This is a genomic window from Zooshikella ganghwensis DSM 15267 (assembly GCF_000428585.1).
GTDB classification, from domain to species: Bacteria; Pseudomonadota; Gammaproteobacteria; order Pseudomonadales; family Zooshikellaceae; genus Zooshikella; species Zooshikella ganghwensis.
The window spans coordinates 1-17,136 of sequence record NZ_AUAF01000105.1 but is presented as its reverse complement, the minus strand read 5'-3'; the positions used below and the strand labels follow the sequence as shown (position 1 = coordinate 17,136).

The 17,136-nt window shown below is 42.0% G+C and carries 13 protein-coding genes and 2 pseudogenes; 10 read left to right on the top strand and 5 right to left on the bottom strand.

Going from position 1 to position 17,136, the window contains the following annotated elements; all coding sequences use genetic code 11:
• Positions 1-197: pseudogene (locus tag F607_RS30470) on the bottom strand (IS982 family transposase); the annotation flags it as partial.
• A 338-nt stretch (positions 198-535) separates the two neighbouring features.
• On the opposite strand from F607_RS30470, the gene F607_RS0118680 reads away from it, so the two are divergent.
• The 3 genes from F607_RS0118680 to F607_RS0118670 are packed head-to-tail and all read left to right on the top strand — an operon-like array spanning position 536 to position 4,177.
• A complete protein-coding gene (locus F607_RS0118680) occupies positions 536-1,978 on the top strand; it encodes a TrkH family potassium uptake protein (RefSeq protein ID WP_027709312.1) in 1,443 nt (480 codons plus the stop codon).
• A 2-nt stretch (positions 1,979-1,980) separates the two neighbouring features.
• Positions 1,981-3,492, top strand: coding sequence for a sensor histidine kinase (locus F607_RS30465; RefSeq protein ID WP_051311622.1), 1,512 nt, complete (start codon positions 1,981-1,983; stop codon positions 3,490-3,492).
• Entirely contained in the window at positions 3,470-4,177 is a 708-nt protein-coding gene (locus F607_RS0118670; protein WP_027709311.1) for a response regulator, read from the top strand. The genes F607_RS30465 and F607_RS0118670 overlap by 23 nt, the downstream gene beginning before the upstream one ends.
• A gap of 51 nt (positions 4,178-4,228) precedes the next feature.
• Here F607_RS0118670 and F607_RS0118665 read toward each other — a convergent pair whose 3' ends face one another.
• The 3 genes from F607_RS0118665 to F607_RS0118655 form a co-directional block, all read right to left on the bottom strand.
• Complete coding sequence (locus F607_RS0118665) at positions 4,229-4,531, bottom strand: Dabb family protein (RefSeq protein ID WP_027709310.1); 303 nt, start codon at positions 4,529-4,531, stop codon at positions 4,229-4,231.
• Positions 4,532-4,607: 76 nt separating this feature from the next.
• Positions 4,608-4,817: a hypothetical protein gene (locus tag F607_RS0118660; protein WP_027709309.1), complete on the bottom strand. Its 210-nt coding sequence runs from the start codon at positions 4,815-4,817 to the stop codon at positions 4,608-4,610.
• A 120-nt stretch (positions 4,818-4,937) separates the two neighbouring features.
• Positions 4,938-5,537 carry a TetR/AcrR family transcriptional regulator gene (locus F607_RS0118655; protein ID WP_027709308.1) on the bottom strand — a complete coding sequence of 200 codons (600 nt, stop codon included), beginning with the start codon at positions 5,535-5,537 and terminating at the stop codon, positions 4,938-4,940.
• A gap of 431 nt (positions 5,538-5,968) precedes the next feature.
• On the opposite strand from F607_RS0118655, the gene F607_RS0118650 reads away from it, so the two are divergent.
• The 6 genes from F607_RS0118650 to F607_RS0118625 all read left to right on the top strand — a co-directional run bounded on the left by F607_RS0118650 (position 5,969) and on the right by F607_RS0118625 (position 15,882).
• Entirely contained in the window at positions 5,969-7,066 is a 1,098-nt protein-coding gene (locus F607_RS0118650; RefSeq protein WP_027709307.1) for an efflux RND transporter periplasmic adaptor subunit, read from the top strand.
• A gap of 14 nt (positions 7,067-7,080) precedes the next feature.
• On the top strand, positions 7,081-10,161 hold the full coding sequence (locus F607_RS0118645; protein ID WP_027709306.1) for a MexW/MexI family multidrug efflux RND transporter permease subunit: 3,081 nt from the start codon (positions 7,081-7,083) through the stop codon (positions 10,159-10,161).
• Positions 10,162-10,338: 177 nt separating this feature from the next.
• Complete coding sequence (locus F607_RS0118640; protein ID WP_027709305.1) at positions 10,339-11,550, top strand: EAL and HDOD domain-containing protein; 1,212 nt, start codon at positions 10,339-10,341, stop codon at positions 11,548-11,550.
• A 179-nt stretch (positions 11,551-11,729) separates the two neighbouring features.
• Positions 11,730-12,542: a TatD family hydrolase gene (locus tag F607_RS0118635; protein WP_027709304.1), complete on the top strand. Its 813-nt coding sequence runs from the start codon at positions 11,730-11,732 to the stop codon at positions 12,540-12,542.
• A gap of 501 nt (positions 12,543-13,043) precedes the next feature.
• Positions 13,044-14,897: a biofilm-associated metzincin protease Mep72 gene (mep72, locus tag F607_RS0118630; protein WP_027709303.1), complete on the top strand. Its 1,854-nt coding sequence runs from the start codon at positions 13,044-13,046 to the stop codon at positions 14,895-14,897.
• Positions 14,898-15,150: 253 nt separating this feature from the next.
• Positions 15,151-15,882: a hypothetical protein gene (locus tag F607_RS0118625; RefSeq protein ID WP_027709302.1), complete on the top strand. Its 732-nt coding sequence runs from the start codon at positions 15,151-15,153 to the stop codon at positions 15,880-15,882.
• A gap of 113 nt (positions 15,883-15,995) precedes the next feature.
• Here F607_RS0118625 and F607_RS0118620 read toward each other — a convergent pair whose 3' ends face one another.
• The gene (locus F607_RS0118620; RefSeq protein WP_027709301.1) at positions 15,996-16,709 is read right to left on the bottom strand and encodes a L,D-transpeptidase; all 714 of its coding nucleotides are present in this window, start codon (positions 16,707-16,709) and stop codon (positions 15,996-15,998) included.
• 245 nt (positions 16,710-16,954) lie between these two features.
• Between F607_RS0118620 and F607_RS0118615 the strand changes: the two are divergent.
• Positions 16,955-17,136, top strand: a pseudogene (locus F607_RS0118615) (IS5/IS1182 family transposase); the annotation flags it as partial.

Sequence of the window (17,136 nt, the reverse complement as noted above, 5' to 3'; positions counted from 1 at the left end):
TGTTCGCGAAAATACCGCCAGATATGTGTATCTTCATCTAGCCCAAAAAACTCGCCGATGAGCTCCATTGCAATCACTTCAGGATCAGAAAGGGAAGGCATAGTCCCTCGTTCACGTAATCGCTGGCCTTTAAGTAAATCATTAAAGGTATCATCAACCCAGCAATAAACTGCTATGATAAACTCTTCTACTGACATCCCCTGTCCCTTTGAATTTGTTTCGGCAAAACAAAGGTTGGGGTCAGGGGTTGTCATTTCAAACTAATAAAAGTCGAGCATCGCGTTAATATAAGCTCCCAGGGCTTCATCGCTTGACTGCCGCCCCTAAAAAATCCTTCGCTTTAGGTAAATATTTACGCTTTGTTTACGGACATTAGCCAAAAAATGGCTGTTTTTTTTACGGGAAAATTGATTATTTTATGCAGCCTGTAACCTAACCAAGTGCATCTGATGCTCTGTATGATGATTTGCAGTCAACAGAGAATTTGTCTTCGTTGTCAATGACAGCACTGGACCTGAAAAACACAGGATTAACGATGTCATTTGCCAAGCCTGTTATTCGTATCATTGGTATTGTTTTACTACTCCTCGCAGCCTTAATGCTGATGCCCATAGTCTTGTTGGCAGGAAGTCAGGACTGGAAAGTGTTTATCATGTGCTCAGCCATAACAGCAGGCTGTGGCACGCTTGCGATGGGTGTTTGCCGTACCCCTATCAATCGCCTGAACCCAAACCAGCTCTTTCTGTTAACGGTTTTTAGCTGGGTTGTAGTGAGTACGTTTGCGTCTCTGCCTCTCATTTTGGTTGAGCAAGGACTCACTGTCACAGACGCCATTTTTGAAACCATATCAGGCATTACCACCACTGGCTCAACGGTCATCAGTGGTTTAGATGGTATGCCTCGCGATATTTTACTTTGGCGTTCCATTCTGCAATGGCTGGGAGGAATTGGCATTATTGGTATGGCGGTCGCTATTTTACCTTTTCTAAGGGTTGGAGGGATGCGGTTATTCCAAACAGAGTCTTCTGACTGGTCTGATAAAGCCCTTCCACAGTTTCGTGAAGTCGCAAAAACTATCGTACTGTTGTACTTAACACTCACCGTAATCTGTGTGCTCTGTTATCGGTTAGTGGGCATGGACTGGTTTAATGCACTCAACCATGCAATGACTACCATCTCAACAGGTGGTTTCTCCACCTCTGATCAGTCTATGGGGCAATTTACCGCCCCCAGCATTTTATGGATTAGCACCTTGTTCATGGCATGCGGGGCGCTACCTTTTACTATTCTGGTAAGGTTTTGGCATAGTCATGATATTCAACTGTTAAATGACCAACAAATAAAAGGTTTATTTATCAGCTTTGCCGTACCATCAGTGATGCTAGCTGTTTTTTTAGCTCAGCAAACTGACACTGACTTTTTTCAAGCCATTACCGTCACGACATTTAATGTGGTATCAATCATCACCACAACGGGCTACGCATCTACGGACTATACCCTTTGGGGAGAATTCCCAATCGCTATTTTCTTTATTATCACGTTTATTGGAGGTTGCTCAGGGTCTACCAGCGGTGGTGTGAAAATTTTCCGTTTTCAGATTTCATGGTGTTTAGTCCGTGAACAGTTACGTAAGCTTGTTCATCCTTATGCGATCGTCAGCCGACGTTACAACAACCGCAAACTCAGTGATGACATTATTGCCTCAGCAGTTGCTTTTGCTTTTATCTTTTTCCTATCCATTGCTGTATTTACCATTTTGCTGTGCTTACTGGGAGTTGATCTGATGACCAGCCTAACGGGTTCTATTACAGCGCTGACCAATGTGGGTCCCGGACTTGGTGATACCATTGGCCCTGCTGGCAATTTTGCGAGTTTACCAGTAGGTGCTAAATGGTTATTAGCCATTGCCATGATTCTTGGTCGACTAGAGTTACTCAGTGTGCTGGTGGTATTTTCTCGAGATTTTTGGCGACGCTAACTATGAACCTGTTTCCTCCCCAGTGGTTAAGCCATCCTTACTGGCTAGCATTAACCACCCCCATTTTAGCCACAGTGTTGGCCGCGGCTGTGGCTAGCTACCTGCCCATTGCGAACGTTTCACTCATATATTTAACGGCAGTGTTACTCACGGCGCTTCACACCCACACCACACCTGCCATTTTGTGTTCACTCATAAGCTTCTTGACGTACAACTTCTTTTTTATGAGTCCACGTTTTACCCTTGAAATGATTCATCAGGAAGAAATCCTCACAGTCTGTTTTTTTCTACTGATTGCACTCGTGGTTGGACGAATTGGTGGGCGTCTTCGACAACAAATGCAGCTATTACATAGCAATGACAAAATGCTTCATCATCAACTCCAGCTTGCCCAACAGTTGTCGTCTTGCCTATCACAGCAAGCTGTGCTGGATTGTTTATGTCAACATATTAACCAAGTACTCAACGTCAACTGCCAACATTATCCACCTGATAGCCTTCCTCCACTGGAGCCTGCCGCCCTGAGTGCTTTTCAAAGTACTGCGCAGCACGCTCAACCTTGTGGAGCTGGTGCCTCTAGTTTTAGCCAAAGCCCATATTTATTTTTTCCAGTACAGGGTGATAGTGTCATTTCCGTACTCATGCTCTCTGCCAAAACAGAAGCATCCCCTTTTCCTCCAAGCACCATACTTATTCACACCTTTGTCCAACAAGCTGAGCAAGCACTTCGCCAATGTGCGCTGATGAATAGCCTGCAACAAGAAAAAATGAATAATGAACGGGAGATGCTGCGGTCAGCCCTACTGTCTTCAGTCTCTCATGACTTACGAACTCCACTGGCCACTATGATTGGCTCAGTAAGTACCTTACAAGCCTTTCATCAGCAACTCAGTGTAGATGACCAGCAAGAGCTGCTGACAGCTATATTAGAAGAAGCTAAGCGCTTAAACCGCTATGTTCAGAATTTACTGGATATGACCCGGCTAGGACACGGTGAATTAAAACTGGAAAGAGACTGGGTCACAATAGAAGATATTATTAATGTCACTCTCAAGCGCAGCAAGCCCCTCTTACAGCACCAATATATTCATGTCACAGGTGTGCAGCCAACACCACTGCTTTATGTTCATCCCGCTCTAATTGAGCAAGCACTATTTAATGTTGTCGAAAATGCCATTAAATTCACCCCTAAGGATGGAGTAATTGAGCTGCAAACAGCCCAGCAAGAGGATACATTGCTCCTGAGCGTAATAGACGAAGGACCAGGTATCCCTGAAGATGAGCGAGAACAAATTTTCGATATGTTTTATACCGTAAGCAGAGGGGATTGTAAGCCTCCTGGTACCGGTTTAGGACTAGCCATCAGTCAAAGTATTCTTCGCGCCCATGGCGGATTCATTGAAGTCACAGCATCATCTGCCCCTAACACAGGTGCAACCTTTGTCTTTCATATTCCTCTCCCCACTCAACAGCCAATAGAGGAGCCTGTCGATGGCACGGATTCTGATCATTGATGACGAACCTCAGATACGCCGCTTTTTACGTATCAGCTTACAATCTCAGCAATATGAAATTATTGAAGCTGAAACCGGACAACAAGGTATTAATCTTGTGGCGACAGAGCAGCCAGATTTAATCGTGCTCGATTTAGGCTTACCAGACATGGACGGACAGCATGTGTTGCAAGAAATACGACAGTTTGCTCAACAACCAATACTGGTTTTGTCTGTAAGAAACCAGGAGCATGAAAAAGTCATGGCCTTTGATCATGGCGGCAATGATTATGTGGAAAAGCCGTTTGGTATTAAAGAGTTTCTTGCCCGAGTCAAAAATTTACTGCAGTGTTTTGCCAACGTATCAACACCCACTGTTGAATATCAGCAGCAGGGCCTCTACATAAACTTTGCTTCTCGAAAAGTACTGGTTGATGATCAGCCTGTCCACCTATCAAAAAAAGAGTTTGCACTACTACAAACCCTGCTTAATCACCAAGGTCGCTTAGTAACTCAACAGTTTTTACTTAAGGAACTTTGGGGGGAGCACCATATTCATGACACTCATTACTTACGCATTTTTATTGCACGACTCAGGCAAAAGCTGCAAGACAATCCTATAGAGCCTCGCTTTATCGAAACAGAGCCAGGAATTGGCTATCGCTTTATAGGAGAAGATACTGAAGGTGTTTCAGTGAGCCAATAGACGACAGCTGCTAGCTATTTTCCATCATCATTTTTCATGTATATCTGATGCTCAAAGATCAATGACCAGAATTGCCTCTGGCTCATCAGCCAATACCTGCCGAATAAATGGCTTCACTTGTTGATGCTCAGGGTGAGTCAAATACACATCACGTGCAGCCAAATTCTCAAACATCATATAGAAACCATGAGTAAAACCTTGCTGTTTACCTTCCGGACTGATGTTTTTATTAAAAATCACTTGTCGTAAACCAGGTATCTTACCCTCTAGACTCACCAGAGCGCTTTCGAGTTGCAATGTTTCCTGCTCGGTAATTGCAGATTTACATTTCAACAATACAATATGACATACCATTCAGCCCCCTTCTATTACTGCTACTTAATACGCTTACCAAGACAGCCTACCAGTTCAGGCCCAGGTTATCACTGCATTATGACTTTAACTGTGCATACTCATGCTTTAACTGTTCCGCCTTACGCCGTTCAGCCCTTGCTTTTTGCTTAAGCATACTTACCCGTCGGTTATCAAAGTGCTGATAAACGGTTATCTCACGAGCCTGCTGCTCATACTCTCGGGCTTTTCGTTCACATTCTGCAATCTGCTGCTTGAGTTTGTTTATTTTGAAGGTTAACTCTGTCATATCAGCCGCCTGCCCTCCCTTAATTAATTGATAACTTATAATTAATTTATAACTTACCTCAAGCCTAGGTAGTTAGCAGATAACAGCTTGCTACACCGCAAGGCTGCAATAGCCGTTTTGCTAACCTACATTATCAACTGACTGCTCGACTACAAGTTGACGAATTAATAATAAAACCTGACGAAACTGTTGCTTGCTAATTTGAATAGGCACATGCTTTTCACCAACACAGGTTAACATTAGCAGCCAGCTAAAACTTTTAGCCAGCGTCTGATCCTTGACCAGTTGACAAAACATGTGATTTAAAAATGCCATTCGCTCCTGATCAACACTTTGCTGGTGATTTGCAGCATAACTACAGTGCTGAGCCCAAGCCCGTATAGCCATCTCCAGCACTAATGCATCAATCCCTTGAAGCTGTGGTATCACTGTTCCTACATCTCGACTGCTCGCAACACTCACCAGCACTTCATCTAAGCAAGCCAGAGGAGCCAAGTGGCGTAGTTGTAACTCTCGAATAGCACGGGTAGCGATATGCTCCCGCCAATAACCTAATAGCTGTTCGGTAAAATCCTGACGACTCTTGAAGTGATGGTAAAATGAGCCTTTCGTCACTCCAAGCAACAATAATAAATTATCAATTGTCAGTTGGTTATGCCCTTTTTTCACCAAAATTCGAAACCCGGCATACAGCCAGTCTTCATGAGTCGCTTTAGTCATACCTTATTTATCCAGTTACTCAAATACCGAACGAACATGCTGTGCTTGCAAGAATGATTGCATGAAAATAAAAACATACGTTATAGTATGGTAGAAAACCATGCATCATACGCTATTTTGGAAAAACTTAAACAGAGAGCAGCATAACCCCCATTCATACGTAATGAATATGGTCACAGTCTGCAATGTTACCTGGGCTTCTTTGTCTTTCTACCATCAAAGTTGCTAAACAATCATTGCAAAGGAAATAACAGACTGAGAGCGATGGACAACTAATACTTTCTTTCCCTTAATAAGCGTACATAACATTACGTATAAAATACTCAATGGCAGCATGGGGTCTTTAACCCTGACAAATTAAAAATTATTTATACATGGTATGCCTGTTTTCAGGTCATTGAAGTCACTAACACTTAAGCAAGGAATTCTTCATGTTTAAACGCATGATGATTGTAATTATCATATTATTAATAATATTTGGTGCTATTTTTGGTCTGAAATACCAGCAAATTACCGAAGGCATGGCTGCATTTGCAAATTACAGCCCTCCCCCCGTTACAGTCTCTGCCGACAAGGCCAAAACTCAAAACTGGCAACCTTATTTAAATTCAATTGGTACACTCACCGCTGTCAACGGTGTAGAAGTGAGTACCGAAGTGGGTGGTACAATTAAAGAAATACTATTTAAATCCGGTGAAGAGGTTTCCCAAGGTCAAATCTTAATTAAAATTGATGATCAAGTTGAGCAAGCAGACTTGAAACGTTTTGAGGCCCAACTAAAACTGGCCAAAATTAATTACGAACGTGATCGAACATTGCTGGCAAAGCGGGCCATTCCTCAAACCACTTTTGACCGCAGTAAAGCAACATTAGAAGAAGCCGTCGCCAGTGTCGAAAGCACCAAGGCCGTTATTGCGAAAAAAACAATTCGTGCTCCTTTTAATGGAAAAATTGGTATTCGTATGGTCGACCTTGGAGAATATGTCTCGCCAGGAACACCTATTGCTACACTTCAGGACACTAACCCTTTATATGTCGATTTTAATTTACCAGAGCAGGACTTCCCTAAATTAGCCATTGATCAAACAGTAGAGTTTACCGTTGAAGCCCACAATAAAGATGTATTCAGAGGAAAATTAATTGCCATTAACTCAAAGGTGAATGAAGAAACACGGAATTTGCTAGTTCGAGCCAGTGTCAGTAATGAGCAAGATAAACTGTTACCTGGTATGTTTGCTAATTTACGTGTTTTATTACCCACCACAAAACCTGTCATTACCGTTCCGCTTACAGCGATTACTTACAGTTTATATGGCGACTCGGTATTTTTAATTAAAGAAGAAGGCAAGGCTGAAGATGGAAACCCCTTACTGACAGTCACCCGCCACTACGTCAAAACCGGTGAAGAGCGCAATGGTGAAGTGGCTGTCCTTAGTGGTCTGGAAGCTGGGGCGCAGGTTGTCACTTCTGGTCAGTTAAAGCTGAATAATGGTACCCGCATCATTATCAATAATGATGTTGAGTTGTAGGCAGGAGCTACGCCATGCATTTTACTGATGTTTTTATAAAACGACCGGTGCTGGCCACTGTCGTTAGTATGATGATTTTATTATTAGGGTTTAAAGCATTTGAAACCCTCAGCATTCGTCAATACCCTAAACTTGAGAATGCAGTGATTAGCATTACTACCACTTATGCAGGTGCCAGCAGTGATGTTATTCAGGGCTTTATTACTACCCCAATCCAACAGGCCATTGCCAGTGCTGAGGGCATTGATTACATCACTTCAAGCAGCCAGCAAAGCGTATCTTCAGTTAAAGCTAACCTTATTTTAGGTTATGATGCCAACGCTGCATTAACTGAAATAATGGCCAAAGTAGCTGAAGTTCAAAATGAACTGCCAGAAGATGCTGATAAACCAGTGGTCGCCAAAGAGTCAGCAAGAGGCACCGCATTGCTCTATATGAGTTTTTACAGCGAGGAAATGAATAACGAGCAAGTTACCGATTATCTCACACGTGTCGTACAACCCAAATTAGCTACCATTGAAGGTGTCGCTGAAGCAGAAATATTAGGTAAAAAAACCTTTGCCATGCGTATTTGGTTAGACCCAGTAAAAATGGCAGCTCATGGGATTACCAGTGAAGATATTAATCAAGCCATCCGCACCAATAATTTCCTGTCTGCTGCAGGGGAAACAAAAGGTGAGTTTATTGTTACAGGGGTTAATGCTAAAACAGATTTAACCTCACCTACAGCCTTTGGCAACATCGTTATTGCCAGCCGTGAAGATGCACTGGTACGTGTTAAAGACGTGGCACGAGTTGAGCTATCGGCAGAAAGCTTTGATTCCTATGTTGCCTTTAATGGTATTCAGTCCGTCTACATGGCGATTAGCTCAACGCCTTCTGCCAATCCTCTGGAAGTCATTCAGCGGGTACGAAACAAACTACCTGAAGTCAAAAAACAACTGCCTTCTGCCTTAAAAGCAGATATTGTCTATGACGCCACTCGTTTTATTGAGGCATCTATTAATGAGGTAGTCAAAACGCTGATCGAAGCAACGGTTATTGTTATTTTTGTTGTTTTCCTATTTTTAGGTGCGTTACGTTCAGTGATTATTCCGGTGGTAACCATCCCCTTATCCATGGTAGGTGTTTTATTTTTTATGCTGGTCATGGGTTACTCGATTAACCTACTTACCTTACTCGCCATGGTACTGGCAATTGGCTTAGTAGTAGATGATGCGATTGTCGTACTGGAAAATATTCACCGCCATATTGAAGAGGGATTAAGCCCCTATAAAGCAGCCATTTTAGGTGCTCGAGAAATTGCCATGCCTGTCGTTGCCATGACAATTACGTTGGCAGCAGTCTATGCACCTATTGGTTTCCTAGGAGGGCTTACGGGGAAATTATTTACAGAGTTTGCCTTCACGCTGGCAGGTGCTGTTATTATTTCAGGTATTATCGCACTGACACTATCCCCCATGATGTGCTCCAAGTTATTACAGGATGCCAGTCACGAAAGTAAATTAGCCGCTAAATTAGATAAACTCTTCGATAAACTTAAGCAGCGTTTTCAACGTTCATTAGCCAGTGTTTTACAGTACCGTGCCCCCACAGTGGTATTTGCAATTGTCATTTTGTGCAGTTTACCTGTCATGTTTTTATTTATTGAAAGTGAGCTTGCACCAAATGAAGATGAAGGCGTGGTGTTTATTTCTTCATCTTCCCCTCAATATGCCAATATCGATTATATGAATGCCTACACTAAACAGTTTGAGTCTATTTTTAACTCATTTCCCGAGTATGATAGCTCCTTTTTGGTCAATGGCATGGGCGGCGTGAATAATTCCATTGCCGGTATGATTCTCAAGCCTTGGGATGAGCGTGAACGCAGCCAGCTTGAAATACAGCCACAGTTACAACAAAAATTAAATGATATTGCTGGCTTACAAATCTTTTCATTCAATATGCCGCCACTACCTGGATCAGGTGATGGTTTACCCGTCCAGTTTATCGTCAATACGACGGCAGACTACCGAACACTGCATCAGGTTACAGAGCGGGTACTTGCTGAAGCGAGAAAAAGCGGCAAATTCATGATGATCACCAGTGACCTGAAATTCGATAAGCCAGAATGGCAAGTCTGGATTGATCGGGATAAAGCCGCCCGGCTAGGAATAAGTATGGCCGCTATAGGTAATGCCTTAGCAACCATGCTGGGTGAAGGTCGGGTCAACCGTTTTACCCTTGATGGACGCAGCTACAAAGTCATTCCTCAAGCCGAAGCCTTATCACGTATTGATCCAAGCTGGCTGAAGCGTTATTACGTCAGAAACCAGCAGAATGATCTGGTTCCTCTGAGTACGGTTATTTCCACTAAAAAAATCAGTAAGCCTAACCAGCTTAAACAATTCCAACAACTTAATGCTGCAACAATTCAAGGTATTGTCATGCCTGGTGTTGCCTTGGGTGATGCCCTGGCATTTCTGAATGAAACTGCAGATAAAGTCTTTCCCCAAGGCTTTGGTCGCGATTACTCGGGAGTATCTCGGCAGTTCATGCAAGAAGGCAGTGCATTATTAATCACTTTTGTCTTTGCATTAATTGTGATTTATCTGGTTCTCGCTGCACAGTTTGAAAGCTTTCGCGATCCTTTCGTGGTACTGATCAGCGTGCCCATGTCAATCTTTGGTGCACTGGTTCCGCTATTCTTAGGTGTCAGTACCATGAATATTTACACCCAAATTGGCTTGGTGACACTTATTGGACTGATCAGCAAACACGGTATTCTGATTGTTGAATTTGCTAATCAATTGCAAAAAGAGCGAGGATACAGTGTTCAACAGGCTGTACTGGAAGCGACCGCCATCCGGTTACGTCCAGTGCTTATGACCACAGGTGCAATGGTTCTTGGTGTTGTGCCACTGGTTCTGGCTGATGGGGCTGGAGCCATTAGCCGCTTCAATATTGGCTTAGTGATAGCCACGGGTATGACAGTTGGTACTCTATTCACCTTATACATTGTCCCTACAATGTATACCTTCTTTGCAAGAAAGCATCAGGAAGACAAAGAGGCGGATGAACTAGTCGCGCAACCAGCTCATCATTCATCATAGGCTCAACGTCAAACTTCACTAATAGGCGATCACTATGCCTGTTAGTGAAGCCCTCTTTATTGTCTCCACCTTTCCCTGCATAGCCCGCTAGCTTCTTAGCCTACCCAAGCTAGGCTCCTTCAACTAGACTAGAGAAAGATCAAGGAAGCCCCAGTAGCTTAATTTTTATTAAAAATCATGGCTGAAAAAACAATTCTATTGGCTCGTCAACCCATCTTTGACACACAAAAAAAAGTCAAAGCCTATGAGTTACTGTTTAGAGATCAAAATGACTATCAAGCCATTTTTGAAGATGGGGATGCCGCCACTTCAAACCTGTTGGATAATGTTATTGGCTCTTTACAGTTAGATGATGTTATTGGTGAGGTTCCTGCCTATATCAACTTCACTCATCAACTTTTGTTCAACCCACCAGCACTTGATAAAAGCCGTTTTGTCATTGAGGTGCTAGAAGATATTATCTTTGACGAGCAAACGGTTGCTGCCGTAAAACAGCTTCATAATGATGGTTACACCATTGCTCTTGATGACTATCAGCACAGTGAAGATAAACCTTCCGTCCTACCCTATGTTGATATTGTAAAAATTGATGTGCTGGATACCCCCAAAGAAGATATTCCCCAGCTCTTGGCTGAATTAAAAGCGTTTAATGTAAAAACCCTGGCAGAAAAAGTTGAAACTTACGGTATGCTTAGCTTTTGCCGAGATGCTGGCTTTGATTTATTCCAAGGGTATTTTTTATGTAAGCCAGAACAAATTCATGGTCACCGGCTTGAGTCCAACAAAGCGATCGTGATGCAGCTATTAGCTAAACTGCAGAATCCTGATGTAGAGGTATCAGAGTTAGAGTCCATTATCGATAAAGATCCTACCATTGCGATCAAAATCTTAAGGCTTGTCAACTCAGCCTATTATCGCCGTACAAGAACCGTTGAAAGTATTAAGCAAGCCATCACCATGTTGGGGATTACTCAAATACGCAACCTGGTCATCATGCTTAAACTTAGTACGCTGGTCGATAAACCTAATGAGCTTATTGTGCTGGCTCTACAGCGAGCGTTAATGTGTCAGCTTATGTCACGACACATTAAAGGCTGTGATCCTTCACAGTATTTTCTCGTCGGTTTGTTATCAATGCTTGATGCTTTTTTTGATCAAACATTAGAAAGTGTTTTATCCAGTCTCGCCCTACCCACTGAACATATCGACGCAGCCTTACACTTTAAAGGCACCATGGGGTTTATCTTATCAACCACCATATTATACGAGCAGGCGGCCTGGCAAAAAATAAACTGGGGACGGCTACTTCAACTTAACATTAGCGATTTTATTGTGCGTGATGCCTACCTTGCCAGCTTAAGTGCTGCACACCAACTGCAAAAGCTGTAAGCTTATTCTTCATTATATTGATGCACTTTACATGTGGGATTGGCTGAAATTAACCCATATCTTTAAGCGTACAAAATAAGTCAGCCATAAACATTCGTACAAAAGCTTTTATAAAAAGAGCCTTCGTATAAAAATGCCCGCATGTAAAGTTTCTTAATACAAAAGAGGTCTTTTCAACTGTGGAAGCATCATCACCTACTTTGATTGATATTGGTGTCAACCTTGCGGATAAATCTTTTAATAACGATAGAGAGGATGTCCTCTCAAGAGCAAAACAAGCTGGTGTGAATACGCTGATTATTACTGGCACTTCAGTCAATGGCAGTGAGAAAGCCCTAGAGCTTGCCAACCAATATGATGATGTATGTTTCGCCACTGTAGGCATTCACCCACACGATGCAAAACAGGCCAACGCTCAAAGCATGGATCAACTGCGCTCACTGGCAATGGATAAAAAAGCAGTTGCTTTGGGGGAGATGGGATTGGATTTTAACCGTGACTTTTCTCCCCGCCCTCAACAAGAAAAAGTATTTATTCAACAACTAGAGCTTGCCTGTGAATTAAAACTGCCTGTTTTTTTACACGAGCGAGATGCTGATCAGAGAATGCAAGCCATTCTTAAAGATTATCGAGATTACCTTACTAATGCTGTGATTCATTGTTTTACTGGACATATGCAGGCCTTGTATAACTACTTGGACTTAGATTTACATATTGGTTTAACAGGCTGGATTTGTGATGAACGCCGAGGGCAACACCTACTGGAGCTTATACCCAGCATTCCTAGCAATCGGCTGATGGTTGAAACGGATGCACCTTACCTTTTGCCCAGAATACTTTCTCCCAAACCAAAATCCCGACGTAACGAACCCGCATTTTTACCTGAGGTCATAAAAGCCATCGCTGACTGTCAGCACGTTGGGTATGAAAGAATTGCTAACCAAACCAGGCAAGTCGCAGAGTTTTTTTTTCAGCTGCCGACCGCCCACTAAATCAGACCTTTATCTTCTAATTGTTATTTGGAGAAACTTTTTACGTTTCTCCTTTTTTATTTTTCGCAGCGTATTTTCAGACAAAAACTATTTTCTATTACCTTTTGCTATTAATTAAAATCAATTCCAAACCAACCAATAAATTTGATTAGCGAAGAATGACTAAAGGGTACCTCTAAATCAATCACCATCATCAACGCAACTAATATCTCACTATAAATAAGATAAAAAATACATATTTTTAGTTAACCGTTTATCTTTATTACATTGATTTACTTCACGAACAAAGTTTTTTTGTGACAAACTTCAAGTCATACCAATGTTTCAATGAGGTAAATTTCTCTTCCACAACTCAGCGTCAATAAATTAAAACAAGGCTGTATTGCCAACACTACCATTAAATCCTACGCACCAAATATATGGTTTTGCTGTTTATTTTTTAAAAATAAACAAATCACAAAATCAAGTTAGCGACGTTAGATTAGGGAAAAGAGGATAATTATGAACGCACTTGGTAAGGCTCTGCTAAGTCCAGTGGTTTTTGCAGCAGCGTCGGCAGCAACCGTTGCTATTGCTGAACCTGTTGTCATTGATGTAATGGCCGTATACACCGCCAATACTGCAAATAAAAACGATATGGCTGCCCGTCTTAATGCCTTGGTTGAGTATGCCAACCAAAGCTATATCAATAGTAAAATTAATATGCGGTTACGCTTAGTACACCACAGCGCATTGCCTGCTAGTGAAGGTTTTGGCGACGTTATCGGTGATGGTGACCTGGAGAAATTAAAAAACAGCGAGTATGTTGCCTCACTTCGTGCTCAATACGGTGCTGACTTTGTCTCTCTAGTTGGCCCTGCATCTGGTTACTGTGGTTTAGGTTATGTAGCCCAAGGCGATGAAAAAACCAATAAGCTTTATAGCTATGCCAAATCTTATGCTTTCAACTGGGTAAATATTCAATGTACCAGCTCTTATGCTCATGAATTAGGGCATAATATGAGTCTTAGCCACTCTTATGCACAAGGTAGCAAAGGCGGTGTCTACGATTGGGCACGCGGCCACGGTGAAAATAATATCTTTGTCACAACTATGGCCTACCAGTCAGCTTACTCCAGCGGTAGCTATGTACCTCGCGTACAGTATTTTTCTAATCCCGATGTTTATGCATGTAAAGGCTTAGCCTGTGGTAAACCCATCACCGACAGTAAAGCGGCAAACGCTGCAGAAGCACTTAACCGTCTAGCTGTTCAGCTGGCTGACTTTATGCCAACCAAAGTGGTTGATGAAACCTCCTCTACAACTACAGAAACAACAACTGAAACCACTTCAGAGACAAAAACAGAAACAACCAAAGAAACGACTACTGAAACAACCACAACACAAACAACCGTTACCAAAACAGCCTGTAAAAAACAGCCTGTTACTGATAACTTTGTTAAAGATGGCGACTTTAATGAAAATACTACCCGCTACTGGGGAACTACCTATGGCGGTCAACTAGAAATTGCTGAAATCACTCACGACTGTATTGATAATGTCTTACGTGCCAGCAATGGTCGATACAGTAATGGTGCTTATCAACCTATTGAAGGTTTAGAGCTTAATACTAACTACGACTTTTCAGCTAAAGTCAAAATTGATAGCGCGAATAACGTACGTCGAGATGTTCAGATCTTTTTAGTAATACCTGGTCAGCGTTATAAAACGATTAAAGTAGCATCTGTTACAGACCAGGAATTTACGGTTATTTCTGAGCGGATTAATGTTGAAAAAACCTCAACATTAACAGAGTTAAAGACAGCTTATTTATTCATTCACACACCTTATAATGATGCTGGACTGCTGATAGACGAAGTTAAGTTGACCAAGTCTAGTGAGCAGCCAAAACCTGTTGTTCCTACCTCATTACTCTACAGTAACTTTGAAAATGGTTTACAGAGTTGGGGTGCGGCTTTCCGAAGCTCAATTCAGTTAGCACCCATTTCGGCAGGAGAAGGTTCTTACAGCTTAGCCGTTACCTACCGCCCTTACTGGTACTCTGGCGCACTGTACGATGTCAAAGGTATCATTAAATCAGGCAAAACTTACACAGTATCTGCAGACTTCCGACTTGATTCAGCCGCTACAGGTACTCAATATGCCGATATGAGATTGTACTACATCGACGATGCTGGCCATCACTGGGTTGTTATCAAACGTCAACCAACAGCTGCCGGTCAATGGCAAGCTATTAGTGGCGACATTTCCTTCAAACCCGTAGGCCAAATTCGCTACGAAAAACTCTTCTTCTTTGGACCTAAATCCGGTATTAAATTTAATATCGATAATGTCAAAGTCTTAGAGAAGCAATAAGCTTATAAAAAGGGGCATATAATGCCCCTTTTTTTATAACCAATAAAATTCAAATACTGAAAAATTATTTTACGCTACAAATCTAAAAATTATTTACTGTTATATTCGACTATACTGTTTTCAAGTATCTTTTAAATAGCAGTAGGCGAAGCACTCTTTACCGATTTGATTAAACTAAGCTCACCTGTTTCTGCACGCCACATAGAAAAGAAAAGCTACCCATAAAGATTTTCATCGTTTTAGAGGTGCTACCATGACCAAGCATTTAACCACCGCCGTTGTTGCCTTAATTGTTGGAGCAATTGCCGTTATCATTTTTTATCAACCCAGTGACGACGGAGCAATCCCTAAACCTGTTGCTCAAACACCAGAACCGAAAGAACAAACCACACAATCATCACAAACACAGCCATCACAAACTCCAGCATCAGAGCAAATTACGGCTGCGGCAACAACACCTGAACAAAATTTAAAAGATCAAAAACCCATTAATGTAGCGGAAATAGATGCAGCACTTATGCAAAAAGGTTCAGTTGATTACGGTCCCATAAAGGCCTGGGAACTTGACGAGCAAAATCCTATTGTTGAAGAAAATGGGTTACACGTTGCTCATGCGCAAATAAATACAGGCGTGATTGAAAACTTTGCTGTTGGCCAAACGCTCTCTTTACCATTGCCCCATATTAACGATGTGGTTGATATGAAACTCACCAGTACACGAAATGCTATTGATGATGTAAATGTATGGACTGGCCAGAAAGTAAACGGAGAAAGCTTTGAAACCGTATCTATCAGTCGTGGCTCTCAACAAACCTATATGACCGTAGCAACTGCTGCAGGTGTGTATACTGTGACAATAGATAACATATCAGGCAATACTACGATTATTGATGACTCAGAAATAACTTACCTGAATTCCCAAAAAGGCACAGATGCAGTGACTCCACCCTCAATAGAGGAAGTCCCTCCTGAAAATCCAAGCTAGTGCCTGTTAACACTATTTGAATATCACTGTTATGACGGTAAAAGCACTAATACAATCAGCACCCAGAATAAAAAAAAAGCCAGCTTATCCGCTGGCCTTTTTTTATCTTCTTATTAAGAACGCTCGACAATGACCCTTGTCCCTCCAAGCGGAGATGATGGTAAATCTACAAATTCCTGGTTAATCCACCGAGCATCCTCAGGAAATAAACGAACACAACCATGGCTTGCATTATATCCTGGCACATAAGGTGAGCCATGAAGTGCAAAGCCACGGAAAAAGAACATACAGTAAGGCATTGGCGCCCCACCTTTTCCTAAAGGATACTTGGAAGATTTGCAACGAGAACCTAATTTACGCTGTATCGAATAAGTTCCTGTCACTGTTCGACAAGGACGTTTTACATCAGGACACCAATCTTTACCTCCTGACAGAGGTCCCCAGTGGACTAAACTTCCTCCCTCATCATAAGCTCCCCAGGCTAATACATCTAAATTAACCACAATCATTTTTTCGCCTGAATCAGGAATTTGAGCTTTAAATGGTGAAATATCCATGAGTGTCATTGAATGAAGCTCATTGGGAACGGCAAGTTTCATTCCAGGGCGCAGTCTTACATTCATTCGGTTAAACCGCTGAATTAAATCTCGCCGCGTTGAATCAGGAAAAAGAGAGTGCCAGCTGTCACCTCGTTTTACACGGTAGCAGGTAATCGTTTCATACTCGCAAAACCGCTCTCCATAGTGAGACTTACTGGCAAATAATGGGGTTGTACACAACTGTGCTGTAATAAGCACTGCCAATGAACCTACATAATTCTTATTCATGACAGTAAACCTTTACTTACAACTAAATTCACTACTTAGTAGAGCTTAATTTTAATATTATAGATCATTCATTTTATTCTTTTTAAAATAAAACTATCCTTCACTTTTTTTTAGCGCATTACGTTCAGGTGACTCTTCACAAGGAATCACTCGGAATAATTTTCGCACAATAAAGGGCACCTCTAAAAATTCTTATTGATGTATAATACATAGCAGCTGAGTAATAAGAAACGAGTGCTAGCAAAATGGTGCAACCAGGTTTTTTTGATCTGAAAGATCGTTATAACAAGCTGAATGAGCGTGACCCATTGGTGAGTCTTAGCGCCTTGATTGATTGGGAGCGCTTTAGGGCGACATTGAATAAAGTTCGTCAAAAGTCCCGAGAAAGCCAAGCGGGACGTAAACCATTTGATGTGGTGTTGATGTT

What these genes read in the sequence shown, in the direction of transcription:
- F607_RS0118680 (WP_027709312.1), top strand. Translation starts at nt 536, where the DNA reads ATGTCATTTGCCAAGCCTGTTATTCGTATCATTGGTATTGTTTTACTA.
- F607_RS30465 (WP_051311622.1), top strand. Translation starts at nt 1,981, where the DNA reads ATGAACCTGTTTCCTCCCCAGTGGTTAAGCCATCCTTACTGGCTAGCA.
- F607_RS0118670 (WP_027709311.1), top strand. Translation starts at nt 3,470, where the DNA reads ATGGCACGGATTCTGATCATTGATGACGAACCTCAGATACGCCGCTTT.
- F607_RS0118665 (WP_027709310.1), bottom strand. Translation starts at nt 4,531, where the DNA reads ATGGTATGTCATATTGTATTGTTGAAATGTAAATCTGCAATTACCGAG.
- F607_RS0118660 (WP_027709309.1), bottom strand. Translation starts at nt 4,817, where the DNA reads ATGACAGAGTTAACCTTCAAAATAAACAAACTCAAGCAGCAGATTGCA.
- F607_RS0118655 (WP_027709308.1), bottom strand. Translation starts at nt 5,537, where the DNA reads ATGACTAAAGCGACTCATGAAGACTGGCTGTATGCCGGGTTTCGAATT.
- F607_RS0118650 (WP_027709307.1), top strand. Translation starts at nt 5,969, where the DNA reads ATGTTTAAACGCATGATGATTGTAATTATCATATTATTAATAATATTT.
- F607_RS0118645 (WP_027709306.1), top strand. Translation starts at nt 7,081, where the DNA reads ATGCATTTTACTGATGTTTTTATAAAACGACCGGTGCTGGCCACTGTC.
- F607_RS0118640 (WP_027709305.1), top strand. Translation starts at nt 10,339, where the DNA reads ATGGCTGAAAAAACAATTCTATTGGCTCGTCAACCCATCTTTGACACA.
- mep72 (WP_027709303.1), top strand. Translation starts at nt 13,044, where the DNA reads ATGAACGCACTTGGTAAGGCTCTGCTAAGTCCAGTGGTTTTTGCAGCA.
- F607_RS0118625 (WP_027709302.1), top strand. Translation starts at nt 15,151, where the DNA reads ATGACCAAGCATTTAACCACCGCCGTTGTTGCCTTAATTGTTGGAGCA.
- F607_RS0118620 (WP_027709301.1), bottom strand. Translation starts at nt 16,709, where the DNA reads ATGAATAAGAATTATGTAGGTTCATTGGCAGTGCTTATTACAGCACAG.